Annotated in this window: 15 protein-coding genes; 7 read left to right on the forward strand and 8 right to left on the reverse strand. The window is 71.4% G+C overall.

Annotation, left to right across the window (positions count from 1 at the left end; translation table 11 throughout):
- The first annotated feature begins 12 nt into the window (after nucleotides 1–12).
- The 3 genes from ACFQS1_RS11465 to ACFQS1_RS11475 all read left to right on the forward strand — a co-directional run bounded on the left by ACFQS1_RS11465 (nucleotide 13) and on the right by ACFQS1_RS11475 (nucleotide 2,958).
- Nucleotides 13–1,272: a pyridoxal phosphate-dependent aminotransferase gene (locus tag ACFQS1_RS11465; protein ID WP_378966740.1), complete on the forward strand. Its 1,260-nt coding sequence runs from the start codon at nucleotides 13–15 to the stop codon at nucleotides 1,270–1,272.
- Between the two features lie 89 nt (nucleotides 1,273–1,361).
- Complete coding sequence (locus ACFQS1_RS11470; protein ID WP_378966742.1) at nucleotides 1,362–2,138, forward strand: DUF4142 domain-containing protein; 777 nt, start codon at nucleotides 1,362–1,364, stop codon at nucleotides 2,136–2,138.
- A 94-nt stretch (nucleotides 2,139–2,232) separates the two neighbouring features.
- Nucleotides 2,233–2,958, forward strand: coding sequence for a dienelactone hydrolase family protein (locus ACFQS1_RS11475; RefSeq protein WP_378966744.1), 726 nt, complete (start codon nucleotides 2,233–2,235; stop codon nucleotides 2,956–2,958).
- 829 nt (nucleotides 2,959–3,787) lie between these two features.
- Here ACFQS1_RS11475 and ACFQS1_RS11480 read toward each other — a convergent pair.
- Complete coding sequence (locus tag ACFQS1_RS11480) at nucleotides 3,788–4,084, reverse strand: MoaD/ThiS family protein (protein WP_378966746.1); 297 nt, start codon at nucleotides 4,082–4,084, stop codon at nucleotides 3,788–3,790.
- Nucleotides 4,081–5,196, reverse strand: coding sequence for a WD40/YVTN/BNR-like repeat-containing protein (locus ACFQS1_RS11485; RefSeq protein WP_378966748.1), 1,116 nt, complete (start codon nucleotides 5,194–5,196; stop codon nucleotides 4,081–4,083). Before ACFQS1_RS11485 ends, ACFQS1_RS11480 begins: the two co-directional genes overlap by 4 nt.
- Nucleotides 5,197–5,290: 94 nt before the next feature.
- On the opposite strand from ACFQS1_RS11485, the gene ACFQS1_RS11490 reads away from it, so the two are divergent.
- The 3 genes from ACFQS1_RS11490 to ACFQS1_RS11500 are packed head-to-tail and all read left to right on the forward strand — an operon-like array spanning nucleotide 5,291 to nucleotide 7,662.
- Nucleotides 5,291–5,935: an NADPH-dependent FMN reductase gene (locus ACFQS1_RS11490; RefSeq protein ID WP_378966750.1), complete on the forward strand. Its 645-nt coding sequence runs from the start codon at nucleotides 5,291–5,293 to the stop codon at nucleotides 5,933–5,935.
- Nucleotides 5,936–5,948: 13 nt separating this feature from the next.
- Nucleotides 5,949–6,515, forward strand: coding sequence for an HdeD family acid-resistance protein (locus tag ACFQS1_RS11495; protein ID WP_378966752.1), 567 nt, complete (start codon nucleotides 5,949–5,951; stop codon nucleotides 6,513–6,515).
- Between the two features lie 52 nt (nucleotides 6,516–6,567).
- Nucleotides 6,568–7,662, forward strand: a complete 1,095-nt coding sequence (locus ACFQS1_RS11500) for a hypothetical protein (protein ID WP_378966754.1) — start codon at nucleotides 6,568–6,570, stop codon at nucleotides 7,660–7,662.
- 15 nt (nucleotides 7,663–7,677) lie between these two features.
- On the opposite strand, the gene ACFQS1_RS11505 is transcribed toward ACFQS1_RS11500, so the two are convergent.
- The 5 genes from ACFQS1_RS11505 to ACFQS1_RS11525 form a co-directional block, all read right to left on the reverse strand.
- Complete coding sequence (locus ACFQS1_RS11505; protein WP_378966756.1) at nucleotides 7,678–8,847, reverse strand: helix-turn-helix domain-containing protein; 1,170 nt, start codon at nucleotides 8,845–8,847, stop codon at nucleotides 7,678–7,680.
- Nucleotides 8,848–8,915: 68 nt separating this feature from the next.
- The gene (locus ACFQS1_RS11510) at nucleotides 8,916–10,439 is read right to left on the reverse strand and encodes a ricin-type beta-trefoil lectin domain protein (protein WP_378966758.1); all 1,524 of its coding nucleotides are present in this window, start codon (nucleotides 10,437–10,439) and stop codon (nucleotides 8,916–8,918) included.
- Complete coding sequence (locus ACFQS1_RS11515; RefSeq protein ID WP_378966760.1) at nucleotides 10,439–11,071, reverse strand: hypothetical protein; 633 nt, start codon at nucleotides 11,069–11,071, stop codon at nucleotides 10,439–10,441. Before ACFQS1_RS11515 ends, ACFQS1_RS11510 begins: the two co-directional genes overlap by 1 nt.
- On the reverse strand, nucleotides 11,068–12,735 hold the full coding sequence (locus ACFQS1_RS11520; protein WP_378966762.1) for a putative Ig domain-containing protein: 1,668 nt from the start codon (nucleotides 12,733–12,735) through the stop codon (nucleotides 11,068–11,070). The genes ACFQS1_RS11515 and ACFQS1_RS11520 overlap by 4 nt, the downstream gene beginning before the upstream one ends.
- A gap of 66 nt (nucleotides 12,736–12,801) precedes the next feature.
- The gene (locus ACFQS1_RS11525) at nucleotides 12,802–14,631 is read right to left on the reverse strand and encodes a diguanylate cyclase domain-containing protein (RefSeq protein WP_378966764.1); all 1,830 of its coding nucleotides are present in this window, start codon (nucleotides 14,629–14,631) and stop codon (nucleotides 12,802–12,804) included.
- A 93-nt stretch (nucleotides 14,632–14,724) separates the two neighbouring features.
- Here ACFQS1_RS11525 and ACFQS1_RS11530 point away from each other — a divergent pair, with 93 nt between their 5' ends.
- The gene (locus ACFQS1_RS11530) at nucleotides 14,725–15,324 is read left to right on the forward strand and encodes an SAM-dependent methyltransferase (protein ID WP_378966766.1); all 600 of its coding nucleotides are present in this window, start codon (nucleotides 14,725–14,727) and stop codon (nucleotides 15,322–15,324) included.
- 90 nt (nucleotides 15,325–15,414) lie between these two features.
- Here the strand turns inward: ACFQS1_RS11530 and ACFQS1_RS11535 are convergent, their stop codons facing one another.
- Nucleotides 15,415–15,888 carry an Hsp20/alpha crystallin family protein gene (locus ACFQS1_RS11535; protein ID WP_378966768.1) on the reverse strand — a complete coding sequence of 158 codons (474 nt, stop codon included), beginning with the start codon at nucleotides 15,886–15,888 and terminating at the stop codon, nucleotides 15,415–15,417.
- Between the last annotated feature and the right edge of the window lie 115 nt (nucleotides 15,889–16,003).

The following is a 16,003-nucleotide window of genomic DNA, read 5'->3' on the forward strand; positions in this document are numbered from 1 at the left end:
GAAGGAGCATCGATGGCCGGGAGCGGAATCGACACCTCGATCCTGCACAAGGGAGCCCACAGTGCGTCCTATTTCGATCTCGCTCGAAGCGCGGGCGAGGGCGTCGAGATCGTCGACTTCTGCATCCCCTGCAACCCGTACTTCCCGACTCCGGAGATGTTCGACGAGCTGTCCCGCGACCTGAAGAACATCCTCAAGTACTATCCGTCGAGCTCGACCGACATCACCAAGAAGCTGGCCAGCGTGCTCGGCCTGCACCCGCAGACGGTCGCGATGGCCAACGGCTCGACCGAGCTGATCACGTGGATCGACCACCTGCTGATCAAAGAGAGCGTGGCGATCCCGATCCCGACCTTCGGGCGCTGGACCGACCAGCCGTTCGAGACCGGCAAGCGGGTCGACATGTTCCCGCTGCAGGAGCGCGACGGCTTCCGGCTCAACCTGGACGACTACGTGCGGTTCATCCGCGAGCGCAACTCCCGGGTCGCGGTGATCTGCAACGTCAACAACCCGGACGGCAACTACATCCCGCGCCGCGACGTCATCCGCTTCATGGACATGCTGGGCGACCTCGACCTCGTAGTGATCGACGAGTCGTTCATCGACTTCTCCGACGCCGAGCAGTACCCCTCGGTGGGGCCCGACGCGGTGATCCGGCCGAACACGGTCGTGCTCAAGAGCCTCGGGAAGAACTTCGGCCTGCACGGCATTCGCTTCGGGTACATGCTGGCGAACCCGGCCATCGCCGGCGCCATCGGCAAGGCGCTGCCCAAGTGGAACCTGAATTCGCTGGCCGAGAAGGTCGTGTTCATGATTCAAGAGCACGAGGAGGAGTACGAGGACAGCCTGCGCCTGCTGAGCCGGGACCGTCGCCAGATGGCGGGGGAGCTCGCGCGCGTACCCGGATTGACGGTCTTCCCGTCGCAGGGCAACTTCATCCTGGTGAAGCTGCCGACCGAATGGTCGGGCGTGGCGCTGCGCGACTTCCTGGTCGCCAACCACGGCGTCTACACCCGCGAGTGCGGCAACAAGCTGGGCATGACCAGCCAGTTCATGCGGCTCGTGGTGCGGCCGCCCCGGGACGTCGACCGGCTGCTCGACGGCATGATGGACTACGGCCGCCAGTTCATCCGGCGCCCGCAGTACGACGAGGACCTCGGGGACAACCGTCGCGACCGCTGGCAGAACCAGATGGACGAGGTGCCGGACAACCTCATCCAGTACCCCACGCGCCGCGCCGAGTACACGGCGCGCCGGGCCGCCGGCCAGTAGGGCCGCCGGGTGCCATCCGGGTTGATCCTTTCCGCTCCATGACGCGTAGTTGATGTCAATAGCCCGCGCGGACGCTGTCGGAGGTCGGTATGTCGAAGTGGCAACGCCTGTGGGGCCCGGTCGTCGCCGCGTTCGCGCTGGTCCTGCTCGACCCGGACCTGGCCCGCGCGGAGCCGGCCGTGCCGGTTCCGCCCAACGGGCTGCTCACCGACAAGGGCGAGGGCACGCTCTCGGCGGCCGATCGCGACTTCGTCACCAAGGTGCGCCTGGCGGGGCTGTGGGAGATCCCGGCCGGCGAGATGGCGCAACGGAAGTCGGACAGCCCGCGCATCAGGTCGATCGGGAAGAGCATCTCGGCCCAGCACGTGGCCCTGGACGAGCTGACCCGTACGGCGGCCCGGAAACTCAAGATCAAACTCCCCGACAAGCCCAACGCCGACCAGCAGAAGTGGCTGGCGGAGATGCGCGACGCCGAGTTCGAGGAGTTCGACCAGATCTACATCGACCGGCTCCGCGCCGCGCACGGCAAGATCTTCCCGGCGATCGCGTCGATCCGGGCCGGCACCCGCAACGACACCGTGCGGCGGCTCGCCCAGCAGGCCAACCAGTTCGTGATGACGCACCTGACGCTGCTCGAGTCCAGCAACATCGTCGACTACCGGGCGCTGCCGACGGTGCCGGCGCCCAACGCCACCAGCGCGGCCCCGGCCGCGGCCGCCCGCCCGGCGCAGCCGCCGGCGCCGGTGTCGAACACGCCGGTCATCCTGGCCGCGCTCGGCGGCGGGCTCGCCGCGGGCGCGTTGCTGACCCGCCAGCTTCTCAAGGGAACTCGCCGCGGTTACCGGCCGCGGTATTACAACGGCTGACCCGCTCCGGGCGCGGCGTTCCGGGTACGCCGCGCGGCGACTCGGCCGGCAAATGCGCACCCCCGCCCGGGGCGCGCCGCTAGGGTCACTCGGCATGAAGGTACGCGAGGACGACGTGACCGTCGCCGGAGACATCCGCACCCGGGTGATCCGGCCGGCCGGGGACGGTGCGTGGCCCGGGCTCCTGCTCTACACGGACATCTTCCAGCTGACCGAGTCGACGCTGCGGACGGCCCGGCGCTTCGCCGCGGCGGGCTTCGTCGTCGCCGTACCGGAAATCTATCCGCACGGCGAGCTGGCGGGCGTCGCGCTCGAGTTCGACGACGCCGGCAAGGCGGCCGGCCTGGCCGGCGCGGCCGCGACGCCCACCGCGACGTTCGACGCCGATCGCGGCGCGGTGCTCGGCCACCTGGCGGCGCGCGACGACGTCACGGCCCTGTTCGTGACCGGCTTCTGCATCGGCGGGCACCTGGCGTTCCGGGCGGCGTTCGACCCGCGCGTGGCGGCGACGGTCTGCTTCTACCCGACCGGGCTGCAGAACGGCGCGCTCGGCGCGGACGTGGCCGACTCGCTGTCCCGCGCGGCCGACGTCACCGGCCGCCTGATGGTCGTGTTCGGCTCGCGCGACCCGCACGTGCCGGCCGAGGCCCGCTCGCAGATCGTGTCGGCGCTGTACGCGGCCGGGCTGGACGACGTGGAGCTGCACATCTATCGGGGCGGCGAGCACGCCTTCATGCGCGACGTCGGCGCCCGGCACGACCCGGCCCTGACCGACCTGGCCATCGCCGAGGCGGTGTCGTTCTTCGCGGGCCGCTCGTGACGCCCTGATGCTGGGGCTCGTGACGCCCTGATGCTGGGGCTCGTGACGCCCTGATGCTGGGGCTCGTGACGCCCTGATGCTGGGGCTCGTGACGCCCTGATGCTGGGACTCGCGACGCTCTGATGCTGGGGCTCGTGACGCGCTGATGGTGGGGCTCGTGACGCGATGTGACGTCGGACGACCTGGTGGCGAGCGCGATCGAGGCGGCCGAGCTTCCGCACGTGGGCGCTGAGCCTGTGCGCCCGTTGTGCCTCGATGAGTTTGGATCTTGATAACTTGCGGCGCGGGGCGAACGCGAAGTCCCCAACGCTGTCCCGCTCGATCAACTCCCGCCAGAAATAGCCGGATAAGTTGGACGCGCGCGCGCCCGACGTCTCACGCAGTGACCCGCTCGTCCACCGGGCGGGACGCATCGCCACGACGTGAGAACCGGTCCCGCCAACCGGAAGCGAGCACCACATCATGGGAGCGGCACGCATCGTGAGGCGGCACGCATCGTGAGGCGGCACGCATCGTGAGGCGGCGCGCATCGTGAGGCGGCGCGCATCGTGAGGCGGCGCGCATCGTGAGGCGGCGCGCATCGTGAGGCGGCGCGCATCGTGAGGCGGCGCGCATCGTGAGGCGGCGCCCATGGTGAGGCGGCGCGCATCGTGAGGCGGCGCCCATGGTCAGGCGGCGCGCATCGTGAGGCGGCGCGCATCCGTCGGGCAACGCGCATCCGTGGGGCAGCGCCCATCGTGAGGCGCAGCGCGACGGGCCAGGGCGCGGTGGTCAGTGGTGCGACAGCGGGGCGGCGCCGGTGCCGATCAGGGACAACGACGTGGCCGTGTCAGCCGCCGGCCATGGCGCCCACCACCAGGAACGGCTCCTCGCCGGACGCCACCCGGTCGGGGAGCGGGGCGTCCGGCGACTCGTTGGACAGGTCCTCGGAACACGCGAAGAAGCGCACCAGGGCGCGCCGCTTCCCGGTCGAGCGGTCGCGCATCGTGCCGCGCAGCATCGGGTACTGCTCCTCGACCGCGTCCAGCACCACGCGCTGGGTCACCTCGCCGGACACCTGCACCGCGACCTCGCCGGTGACCCGGGCCAGGCTGCGCAGGTGGGGCGGCAGGACGACGCGGATCACGGCAGCACCTGGGCCTCGACCGAGAGGACCGGCGGCAGGTCGCGGACGATCGGCCGCCACGAGTCGCCGCCGTCGGGGGAGCCGTAGACCTGGCCGCCGGACGTGCCGAAGTAGATGCCGCAGTCGTCGAGGGTGTCGACGGCCATCGCGTCGCGCAGGACGTTGACGTAGCAGTTCTCCTGCGGCAGGCCGTTGGTCAGCGGCTCCCACTCGCCGCCGCCGGTGCGGCTGCGGTAGACGCGCAGGCGCGCATCGGGGACGTAGTGCTCGGAGTCGCTGGTGATCGGCACGACATAGACGGTCTCGGGCTCGTGGGCGTGCACGGCGATCGGGAAGCCGAAGTCGGTGGGCAGGTCGCCGCTGATCTCGCGCCAGTTGCCGCCGGCGTCGTCGGTGCGCATCACGTCCCAGTGCTTCTGCATGAACAGCACGTCGGGGCGGGACGGATGCATGGCGAGGCGGTGCACGCAGTGGCCGACCTCGGCGTCCTCGTCGGGGAGCTGTTCCGAGCGCAGCCCGCGGTTGATCGGCTGCCAGGACTTGCCGCCGTCGTCGGTGCGGAAGGCGCCGGCCGCCGAGATGGCGACGAAGATGCGGTCGGGGTTCGCCGGATCGAGCAGGATGGTGTGCAGGCACAGGCCGCCGGCGCCGGGCTGCCAGCGGGGGCCGGATTCATGCGTACGCAGGGCGGTCAGCTCGCTCCAGGTGGCCCCGCCGTCGGCCGAGCGGTACAGCGCGGCGTCCTCGGCGCCGGCGTAGACCACGTCGGGGTCGGTGCGGGACGGCTCGAGGTGCCAGATCCGCTTGAACTCCCAGGGTCGGGGGTTGCCGTCGTACCAGAGGTGGTCGCCGGTCTCACCCTCGTACGCGAAGTCGTTGCCCACCGGATTCCAGGACTCGCCGCCGTCGTCGGAGCGCTGGATGATCTGCCCGAACCAGCCCGACGACTGGGACGCCCACAGCCGGTCGGGGTCGGCCGCGGAGCCGTTGACGTGGTAGATCTCCCAGCCGCCGAAGTGCGGCCCGCTCACCGTCCAGTCCTTGCGCGTGCCGTCCGCGGTCAGCGTGAACGCGCCCTTGCGTGTGCCTACCAGCAGCCGTACAGAAGTCATGCCTGCCATCGTGCCTCACGTGGGGCACATTGTGACCCCCGCCACCCGCTGCCATGACACTTGGGCGTCATGGTGGAGCCGTATCGTCGCCGGCATGACGCGCCTTCTGCTGATCTCGGGGAACACCCGGGCCGACTCCCTGCACACGGCGGCGCTGCGCACGGCTGCCCGGTTCGCGCCGGCCGGGATCAGCGCCTCGCTCTTCGACGGGCTGCGCGACCTGCCGGCCTTCGTGCCGGGGGAGTATTCGCCACCGGACGCGATCTCGTTTCTGCGGTTGCAGGTGGCGGCGGCCGACGCGGTGCTGTTCAGCACGCCCGAGTTCGCCGGCTCGATCCCCGGCAGCCTCAAGAACCTGCTCGACTGGCTGGTCGACGGCGGCGACCTCACCGGCAAGCCCGCGGCGTGGCTGTCGGTGGCCGTGCCCGGCCAGGACGACGGGGCGTGCGCGGCCTTGGAGACGGTGCTCGGGCACTGCGGGGCCAACGTGCTGACCGCGGCGTGCGTACGGATCCCGCTCACCCAGTCGGCCATGGACCCGCACGGCACGGTCGCCGACCCGCACCTGCACCAGGCGCTGCTGGACCTGCTGCAGACGATGACGCGCGCCCTCGCGGCGCCGAAACCGTCCGCGCAGCCCTCGTGGCAGGCGGTGTCCAGCCTCTACCCTGTGGTGCAACGGAACGACGCGACCCCATTCCGCAGCTGGCGGGCGGAGATCTGGCGACCTGGCGAGTAGTCGGGAGGTTCTGATGTCGACAATGCTTTCGGCCGATCGAACGGAAAAGATGCTCTGGTGGCTCGCCCTCGGTGGCGCCGCCGTTTCCCTGATCCTCGGCATCATGATGCTGGTGTGGCCCCAGGCCACGCTCTACGTCGGGGCCATCATCTTCGGTCTCTGGCTGCTGTTCCACGGGGCGATCTATCTGGTCAACGCGATCACCGCGCACGCCGCCGACGGCGCGAGCCGGGCGCTGCACGGGGTGATCGGCGTGCTGTTCGTCATCGCCGGCGTGCTCTGCCTGCGCCACCTCGTGCTGTCGCTGCTGGTCATCGCGACGCTGATCGGGGTGACCTGGCTGATCGGCGGCATCGTCGGGCTGATCGAGGCGTTCGCCGGGCACCACAGCGGCCCGGTCCGGCTGCTGGCGGGCGTGCTCGGCGGCCTGACGGTCCTGGGCGGGCTGATCGTGCTGATCTGGCCGGGGCCGTCGCTGAAGACGCTGGTCGTGCTGACCGGCATCTGGCTGCTGCTGCTCGGGGCGGTGCAGCTGGTCCTCGTGCTGCGCTCCCGGCCCAGGGGGGCGCTGCCCGCCTGAGCCTGGGCACTCACGGCACGCGGGTGGGCCGGGTCTGCTGGAATGGGACGCGATGAAGCTGCGAGCGGGGACGGCATTTGTCGCGACAATGGTGGGGATCGGGCTCACGCCGGCCATGCCGGCGGCGGCGCTGGCGGCGCCGCAGCGGGTGTGCCGGGTCGGCGACCATCGGATGACCGAACTGTCCGGCCTCGCCGCCGGCAAGTCCGGATACATCGTGGTCAACGACGGCTCGGACGATCCGGCCGCTCGCAAGATCTTCTATCTCGACGGCAAATGCCGGGTGACGCGTACGGTGAGCTACCCGTCCCGCCCCCGGGACACCGAGGACCTGGGCCTCGCCCCGGACGGGACGCTCTGGGTGGGCGACATCGGGGACAACGACGCCGAGCGCGAGACGATCGGCCTCTGGCGGCTGGCCGCGGGCGCCCGCAAGCCGCAACTGTTCCGGCTGTCCTATCCGGACGGTGCGCACAACGCCGAGGCGCTGCTGATCGCGCCGGACGGCACGCCGATCGTGGTGACCAAGACGGTGGGGGAGGCGGGCGTCTACCGGCCGGCCGGAGCGCTGCGCGCCGGGCGCACGACCCCGCTCGCGCGGGCCGGCTCGGTCACCCTGCCGATCACCACCACGAGCAGTCCGTTCTCGTTCGCCGGCCGGCTGGTGATCACCGGGGGCGCGGTGAGCCCCGACGGCCGGCACGCGGTGCTCCGGACGTACGCGGACGCCTTTGAATTTGACGTCGACGGTGGCGATGTGGTGCGCGCCATCACGACCGGCGAGCCCCGCCAGATCCCGCTGCCGGACGAGCCGCAGGGCGAATCGGTCGCCTACTCGGCGGACGGGACCGCACTGCTGACCATCTCGGAGGTGTCCCGCCGGCCGGCCGGAACCAAGGCCGACCTGCTGCGCTACCCGCTGGCCGGCCGGACCGCGCCCCCGGCCACCTCGGCACCGGCGAGCGATGCGCCGCCGGGGACCCAGCCGGCACCGCCGAGCCGCCCCTCGGCGATGCCGGCCGCACAGGGGACAGGGGCGAGCGAATCGGACCGCTTCCCGGCCGGCGCCCTGATCACCGGCGGCGTGCTCCTCCTCGCCGCCGCCGCGCTGACCGGGCTGCTGATCGCCCGGCGCTGGCGGCGCTGAGAACGTCCTGATCGGTCATGCCACGCCCATCCGCTCGCAGAGGCCGCGCAACTGCGTCCCGCCCGACCGTTCGAGCAGCACCCGGGTCGTCTCCTGGACGTGCCGCGACGCGTGCAGGTGCTGGGGCGCGATCCGCTCGGCGGTGAGCAGATACCGGACCGCCTCCCGCTCCTTGCCCTTGATCCGCGCCAGCGCCCGCGCCGCGTCGGCGTAGTAGAACACCTGCCGGCAGGCCGCGTCGATCACCGCCGGGTTGGTGCCGCCCGCGATGTCGAGGGCCCGACCGGGCTCCCCGCCGTCCACCTCGATCGCCACCCGCCAGATGTTGACGTTGGTGGGCCCGAAGAACAGCCCCATCTCGTCCGACTCCCCGGTCCGGCCGGCCAGCGCCGCCGCCTCCGTGCTCCACCCGCGGCTGTCGTCGAGGCGCTTGAGCCCGCGCCCCGCGTCCGCGCACACCAGGTGCAGGATGCCGAGCGTCTCGAGGGCGCCGCGCCCGGACAGGTGCGGCCGCAGGTCGTCGATCGCGGCCGAGGCCAGCGTGAGGCAGCGCTGATAGGAGCCGCACGCCGAAGCAGCGCAGGCCCGCGCGTACGCGGCGAACCCGAGCAGCACCGGATCGTCCGCCGCCTCGGCCGCCTCGCGGGATCGTTCGGCCCCCAGCCAGGCCTCGGCCGGGTGCCCGAGGTTGCGCACGACGCCGGACGCGTGGAACGCCGCCTCGCAGAGGATCCGCAGCGCCGCCGGCCTTTCCGGCCCGGCGGCGGCCGCGTGCGCGGCCCGCAGAAGATCCGGCAGAACACGGCCGGCGCCGGCGTAATCGCACGCGCGGCGCAGGGCATCGACCAATTCCAGCGTACGGCTCAGCTCGGCCACCGGGGGCGCCGGGCGGTCGGCGCGTTCCCGCAGGTCGATGTCGACCAGGGCCTGCCGGATCCCGTGCACGGCCACCTGCGCCGCCACCGCCTCCCGGTCGGCCGCCGGCACCGACACCCCGACCAGCTCGGCCGACGAGCACTCCAGGGCCGCCGCGATGTCCGCCAGCACGAACCGGTTGTCGGCGGCCTGCTGACCCCGCTCGATCCGGCTCCAGGTGGCGTGCGAGATGCCGGCCCGGCTGGCCGCGTACCGGACGCTCCAGCCTCGCAGGAGGCGCCGTGCTTTGATCCGCTCACCGACTGTCATGCCACCGACGGTAGGCACGCTCCGGCCCCGGGTGGAACAGACCTGTACCGCGGGCGGGGGATTACGGCCTACTTCTCGGTGAGGTTGACCAGTGGCGTCGGCTGGTTGATGTTGGCCGGCGCGTTCCACTTCTGGATGTCGGCGGTGCTGCACGGGGCGACCAGGATCTTGCTGGTGCCGTCGGAGTGGTAGTTGTTGGCGATGCCGGTGCCCTGCTCGGTGGGCTGCAGGCAGTTCTTCTTGTAGTCCATGATCCGGTAGCTCGTGCCGTAATCGCCGGTGTCGTGGTAGACCCGCCAGGTCAATTCCGCTTTGGCCTGGGTCGCGGCGTCCTTGCACGACACCACGGTCACCCACGACGTCGAGGTCGCGGTCCCCGGCGACTTCAGGCAGTAGTTGTAGTTGGGCGAGCTGTTGTTGGCGTTGCTGTTGGAGCTGGCGTTGTTGACGATGATCGGTCCGTCTTTGAAGATCTCCGGCAGCACCGGCACCGGGTGGACCCACTGCTGGTTGAAGTCGACCAGGGCGCCCGGGTCCTGCTTGCAGAACCAGGCGATCATGTATGCCGAGCCGGTTTGCTTGTTGGTCACGTCCAGGCAGCGGCTGAACTGCTTGTAGTTGACCAGCTGGTTGGTCGCGTCGCCGGCCATGCCGGCGCCCACGCCGGTCGCGGAGTACCAGACGTTCTTGGTGCTGTTGCCGCCGCAGCCGGCGAGGACGACGGCGTGATCGGTGGCCGACCCGGGGGTGCGGATGTTCATGCAGTAGCTGCCGTCGGACTTGCTGGCCGAGGTGGTGGCGTGGAAGACGCTGCTGCCGTCGAGCGCCCACTGGAAGTTCGTGGTCCGCACGGTCGGGCAGGGCCGGAAGACCACCGGCGTGGTGCCGCTGACCCGGGTCGAGTTGGCGAACAGACAGGTGCCCGAGGGGGCGGCCGACGACTCCGAATAGATCAGCCGGAGGTACAGGTCGGCGGTGTACCCGAACTGCTGCTCGCTGCTGCCGTCGCACTTCTGCACGGTGACCGGGGTCCCGGCCGGCGGGCTCGCCGCCGGCCCGGCGTCGAGGCACTGCTCGCCGAGGGTGCTGCTGGCGATCTTGATCCGGCCGCCCGGGATGTTGGTGTTGCTGGTGGAGAAGACGTAGGTGGCGGTCAGCGTCCGGGTCACCGCGCCGTTGGTGCCGGCCGACTCGACGATCGCGGTGGTGGGCACGTCGTAGACGGCACACGCGGCCACGTCATCGCCGTTGCGGTCGCGGTAGGTCACCGTGACCCGGTACGTGGACTTGATGCCGCCGCCGGTCGCCCCCACGATCCCGGTCAGGTTGCACGGCGGCAGGTTCTCCAGATAGCCGTTCTGCGCCTGGTCGGACGCGGCGCGCACGCGGGCCACCATCACGTCGAGGCCGGCCTGGGCGGCGTCCAGCGCGGCGCCGCGCTGGTCGTAGTTCTGGGTGCTCTTGATCTGGCGGACCACGATCGGGACCATCGTGGCCGAGAGGGCCAGTGCGACGGTGACGACCAGCATGGCCATCGGGAGCGAGCCCTCGTCGCGGCGCAGCGAGGGGGCGCGGAAGATCGGACGCCGCATCAGGACAGCCCTCCGTTGGCGCAGGGGTTGTTTTCCGGGGTGTTCCGGGTGGTGTTCTGCGCGGTGAACAGCACGTCCAGCGGCAGGCTCGTCCGGCCGACCTGGCCGAGGAACCGGAGCCGGATCTGGTAGTGCTCGAGCTCGTACTCGCTGCCGACCCCGGCGCCGATGCCGCTGGCCTCCGAGTTGGGCGTGGCGTACGGCTGCTGGCCGGGCTCGTAGACGGTGAACGGATCGATGCCCTCGATCGCCGTCAGGTCGGTGGCGATCGTGGTCGGCGCGCCCGCGGTCGTGCTGGCCGGTGCCCACTTCGACAGCGTCAGGGTGTGGTCCTTGAAGACCAACTGCCGGCAGTCGGTCGTGGTGGCGTACTTCAGGTAGTAGGGCCGGCCGGGTGGGCCGCCCGCCTTCACCCAGGTGGCGTAGCGCAACTCCTTGTCCAGCCGGCGGAAGCTGTTGCCGATCTGGTCGCGCGCGTTGCCGAGCTCGTCGGCCCGGTTGAAGTCGGAGTAGATCAGCGAGAGCCCGCCGGCGACCATCATCAGCACCATCAGCATGAAGCCGGTGGCCACGATGACCTCGATCAGCGAGTAGCCCTCGTCGGCCGGCGTCGCGGCCGCGTCGTCGCTCATACGATCGTCCAGGTGAAGGTGAGGACGCTGGTGCGCGGCGGGGCCAGGGTGGCGGCCGTCGCGGTCACCGTGTAGACGCCGGCCGTGGCCGGGGTCCCGGAGATGACCCCGGTCAGCGGGTTGAGCGTCAGGCCCGGCGGCAGGCCGGTGATGGTCAGCAGGGGCGGCAGGCCGAACAACGTCCCGTTCGTGGTCAGGGGGAGCGCCACCGCGACGCCCCGGGCCGTGGCCTGATCCGGCGCGGTCAGCGCGGGAGCGGTGAAGACCAGCGAGTCACTGGTGGTCACGATGATGACGATCCGCCGGCTGGCGGTGGCGCCGCTGCCGTCGGTGACGGTGATAGTGGGCAGGAACCGGCCCGACTCCTTGGGCTTTCCGTTGAGCTTGCCGTTCGGTTTGATCGTCACCCCGTCCGGCAGACCATCGGCGCTGTAGGTGTACGTGCCGTCGCCGCCCTCGGCGATCGCGGTGAGGTCGAGCTGCGAGTTCAGGTCGATCGTCTGGTCGCTCAGGCCGTTCAGGGTCAGGCCGGGGGTGACGACGTGCGAGTAGGTGGCCGTGCCGGTCCGCTGGTTGGCGTCGGCGACGGTGACGGTCACGGTGTAGGCGCCGGCGGTGGCCGGGGTGCCGGTGATGGCGCCGGTGCCGGCGTCGATCTGCAGGCCGGGCGGGAGGCCGGTCGCGGTCCAGGAGGAGTACGGCGCCACGCCGTCGACGGCGGACAGGGGCAGGCTGTACGCGTCGCCGACCCGGCTGGTGACGCTCGCCGGCACCACCGGAGCGGGCGGGCGGACCACGGTGAACGTGACCGGGCCGGTGTTGCTGCGGTTCGCCTTGTCGGTGACCGTCGCCGTGGTCGCCACCACCCCGGCCGGGGTCGCGGTTCCGGTGATCATCCCGTTCGGGAGCAGCCCCAGGCCGGCCGGGAGCGCGCCGATCGTCCATTTGTTCGGCAGCTGACCGCCGCGCGCCTTCAGTTGGTACGAGACCGGGTCGCCCAGGTACCAGGTCTGGTTGTTGGCCATGACCTGCGGGGCCGGGCGGTTGAAGTCGAACGTCGGCTCGGAGGAGCGGGACACCAGCGTGGTGGCGACGTAGCTGCAGGTGCCGCCCGGGCAGCCGCGGACCGTCCAGGTCTCGAGCACCACCACCCGGAAGAACTGGAGGATGTCGGTGGGGTCGGCCGGGGCGCCCGCGCCCTTCGGATAGACGCACTCGCTGGTGCCGGTCAGGTAGACCTCGCACTGGCCGACGTAGATGTTCTGCCGGTATTCCGTGCCCCCGACGGTGATGTACCGGGGCGACGTGGAGATCGGCGCGTCGGCCCCGCGCTGCGAGCTGGCCTCCAGGGTGGGGTCGGCGGCCACCTGCATCGTCTTGAGGTACGGCCGGACCAAATCCCGGATGGCCTTGTCGTTCAGGGCGGCATCGAACTGCGCCTGGGTGGCTATAACGCTCCGGCCGGCCAGCAGCGCGCTGCCCTTGAGACCGCGCACCTGTTCCATGGCGGTCTCGGCGAGCTGGATCGCGCCCTGCCGGGAGCGCTGCCGGGCGACGGCGGCCAGGCCGTTCACGAAGAACGGGGCGCTCGCGACCATGGTGATGGTCACGACCGCCACCGCGACGATCATCTCGACGGTGCTGAAGCCCCGTTCCTTGCCCACACGCAACTCCCGGCCTTTTCCTCGCTGACCGTCACATCGGCAGCCGGGGGAGCGGGTTTAGGACAACTAACGCGAGTTGGCGCGCTTCGCCGCGGACTTCGCCTTGTACATCTCCGCGTCGGCCTCGCGCAGCAGGTGGTCGGGGTCGGCGCCGCCCTCGCCGGACACCGCGACCCCGATGCTGCAGCCGACCGCGACCCGCTCGCCGTCGAGGAAGAACGGCGCGGAGAGGGTCGCTGTGATGTTCGCGATCACCGACTGGACCGCGGTGGCGCCGTCGAGCAGCACCACGAACTCGTCGCCGCCGAGGCGGGCCACCGTGTCGGACTTGCGCAGCAGGCCGGTGAGCCGGCGCGCCACCTCGACCAGCAGCAGGTCGCCCACCGCGTGGCCGAGGGTGTCGTTGACCGCCTTGAAGCCGTCGAGGTCGAGCAGCAGGATCGCGAACCGGTAGCCGGGCTGGCGGGCGGCCCGCAGCCCGGCCTGCTCCATCCGGTCCTCGAGCAGCACCCGGTTGGGCAGGCCGGTCAGGTGGTCGTGCAGGGCCGCGTTGCGCAGGCTCTCCTCCTGCGCGCGCAGCGCGGCCATCATCACCTCGTAGTCGAGGGCGGCGGCCAGCAGCGCGCCGGACTGGTTCATCATCTCGCGGCCGGGCGGGGTGGTGGACTGGATGCGGCCGACGGCGGCGAGCACGCCCCAGTCGCGGTGCCGGCTGCGCACCGGCACCACGAAGACGATGTCGCCGGCCGGGCCGTCGGTCTTGTCGAAGAGTTGCGGCGGCGGGAACTCGTCGGCGCCGATGGCCGCGCCGGTGTCGCAGCCGGCCCGGAAGTCGCCGACGATCTCGAGGCGGGTCTCGTCGCCCGGCGTCCACAGGCCGAGGGAGCCGGCGATGGCCGGGGTCTGGCCCAGCCAGGCGAGGGACCGGGGGTCGCGCTCGTGCGTGCCGAGCAGCTCGATGCCCAGCTCGTACTGGATGTTGAGGTTGTCTTGCAGGTATTGCACCTGGCCGAAAAGCGCCCGCGCCGCCGGCTCCGACACCGGGAGCCCTTGAGCGGGGCAGCCGCAGGAGTCGCGCCGGACAAACGCCGTGGTGACGTATCGCGTTTGTGGCGAAATATCGGATAACAGGGCCAGGAGTAGCTCATAGACGGTGGTGCCGAGGACGTCCAGCGGCTGGCGGATGGTGGACAGGCTGGGCCGCATGTAGGCGGCGTCGGCGATGTCGTCGAAGCCCACCACCGCCAGCTCGCGGGGCAGGTCGTAACCCGCGGCGGACATGCGGGCGGCCAGGCCGATCGCGTTGCGGTCGGTGCCGAGCACGATCGCGGTGGCCGGCATCCCGGCCCGGATCAGCGCGTCCGCCACGGCCTCGCCGCCGCTCTCGTGGTTGTCGCCGGTCTCGAACAGCAGGCCGGGCCGCGGGGCGAGACCGTGCGCGAGCAGACCCTCCCGGTACCCCTCGTGCCGCTCACGGAGATCGAAATGCGAGAGGTGGCCGGCGAAGGCGATCCGCTCATGGCCGTGGGCGATCAGGTGGGCGACGGCATCGCGTACGCCGCTGCGGTTGTCGGCCAGGACCGCCGAGCACCCGCTGCCGTCCGCCTCCTGGGCCACGAAGACCACCGGCAGGCCGGACGCGCGCGCCTGCGTCGCGTACGCGGTGTCCACCGCACCCGGCAGCACCACCAGCCCGGCCAGGTGCCGCCACGACAACGGCTTGCGGAAATCCGGGATCCCGGCCCGGTCCGCGCTGTGCGCGCCCGGGTCGAGCGTCTGGATCGCCATGATCCGGTCGCCGCCGTCCGCGGCCGCCGCGTTGATCCCCTCGATGATCGCCCCGTAGTAATCGCCCCCGACGAAGGGCGACAGGATCCCGAAGGTGCGGCCGCTCACCCCGTCATGATCTCTCGAAATGCCGCGCCGCGGGCCGCATGTGCGATACCGGCCAGCCGCGACCCCGCCGGGCGGGCTGGCAGAATCCCGACCGTGACACGAGCGCACGACGCACCGCGGCCGCCCGCCCGGTCGGTCCCGCTGGACCACTTCGTAGGCATGTACGAGGCCAAGACCGACCCCTGGGACAATGCCACCAAGTGGTCCGACCAGCGCAAATACGCGGTGACCACGGCCAGCCTGACCCGCGAGCGCTACCGCCGCTGCTACGAGCCGGGCTGCGCGGTCGGCCTGCTCACCCGGCTGCTGGCGCCGCGCTGCGACGAGATCCTCGCGGTCGACGCGGTGCCCGAGGCGGTGCGCACGGCGGCCGCGGCGGTGCGCGACTTCCCGCACGTCACGGTTCAGCGGGCGGTGCTGCCGGCCGACCTGCCCGGCGGCACGTTCGACCTGATAGTCGTCGGCGACCTGCTCTACTACCTGTCGGCCGGCGACCTCGACGAGCTGCTCACCGGGCTCATCGAGCGCCTGGAGCCGGACGGCGAGCTCGTCGCGGTGCACTATCGGGACCCCAGCGGCGGCACGTACGACGGCGCGCACGTCCACGAGTTGCTGCGGCAGCGCCTGGAAACCGTGATCCATCACGACGACGAGTGGTTTGTCCTGGACGTGCTGAAGTTCCGCCGGTCCTGACGCGGGCTCGTCCCGACGATGCGCTTGACGCGGTCGCGGCTGTGATGGGCGGGCGGGAGCACCTCCCGCCCGCCCGCCGGTGCGAGGGGGTCAGTGCTTGGTGAGCGCGGGGGTCTCGGCCGCGGTGCCCTCGACCACAGCGGGGCCGCGCTCGGCGCCGGTCGTGATGGCGATGCGGCGCGGCTTGGCGGCCTCGGCCACCGGAATGGTGAGCGTCAGGACGCCGTCCTGCCAGGTCGCGCTGACCTGGTCGAGGTCGAGCCCGTCGCCGAGGCTGATGCGTCGCTCGAAGGTGCCGGTCGGCCGCTCGCGGCGGACCCACTGCACGTCGTCGTCGGTGCGCGCGGAGCGCTCGGCGCGGATGACCAGCACCCGCTTGTCGACGCTGACGTCGACCGATCCCGGATCGATACCGGCCAGGTCGCAGTGCAGCACGAAGTGGTCACCCGACCGGTACAGGTCCATCGGCATCGCCAGGGTGGCGGCGCCGGCGACGGGCGGGCCGCCGAGGATCTGGCCGGCCAGGCGGTCGAAGTCGCGGAAAGGATCGAAAGTCAGCACCACGAACACCTCCTCCGTCCGTCCGCCGGGCTTTCCGGCGGACCCGTGGCGCTCGGCTAAAGATCGGTTCTGCCGAGGCCGCTGCGGCGGGACTCGCGGTGCATCACCGCGATCGACC

Origin of the sequence: Paractinoplanes rhizophilus (assembly GCF_042664765.1) — a bacterium.
Taxonomy (GTDB): domain Bacteria; phylum Actinomycetota; class Actinomycetes; order Mycobacteriales; family Micromonosporaceae; genus Actinoplanes; species Actinoplanes rhizophilus.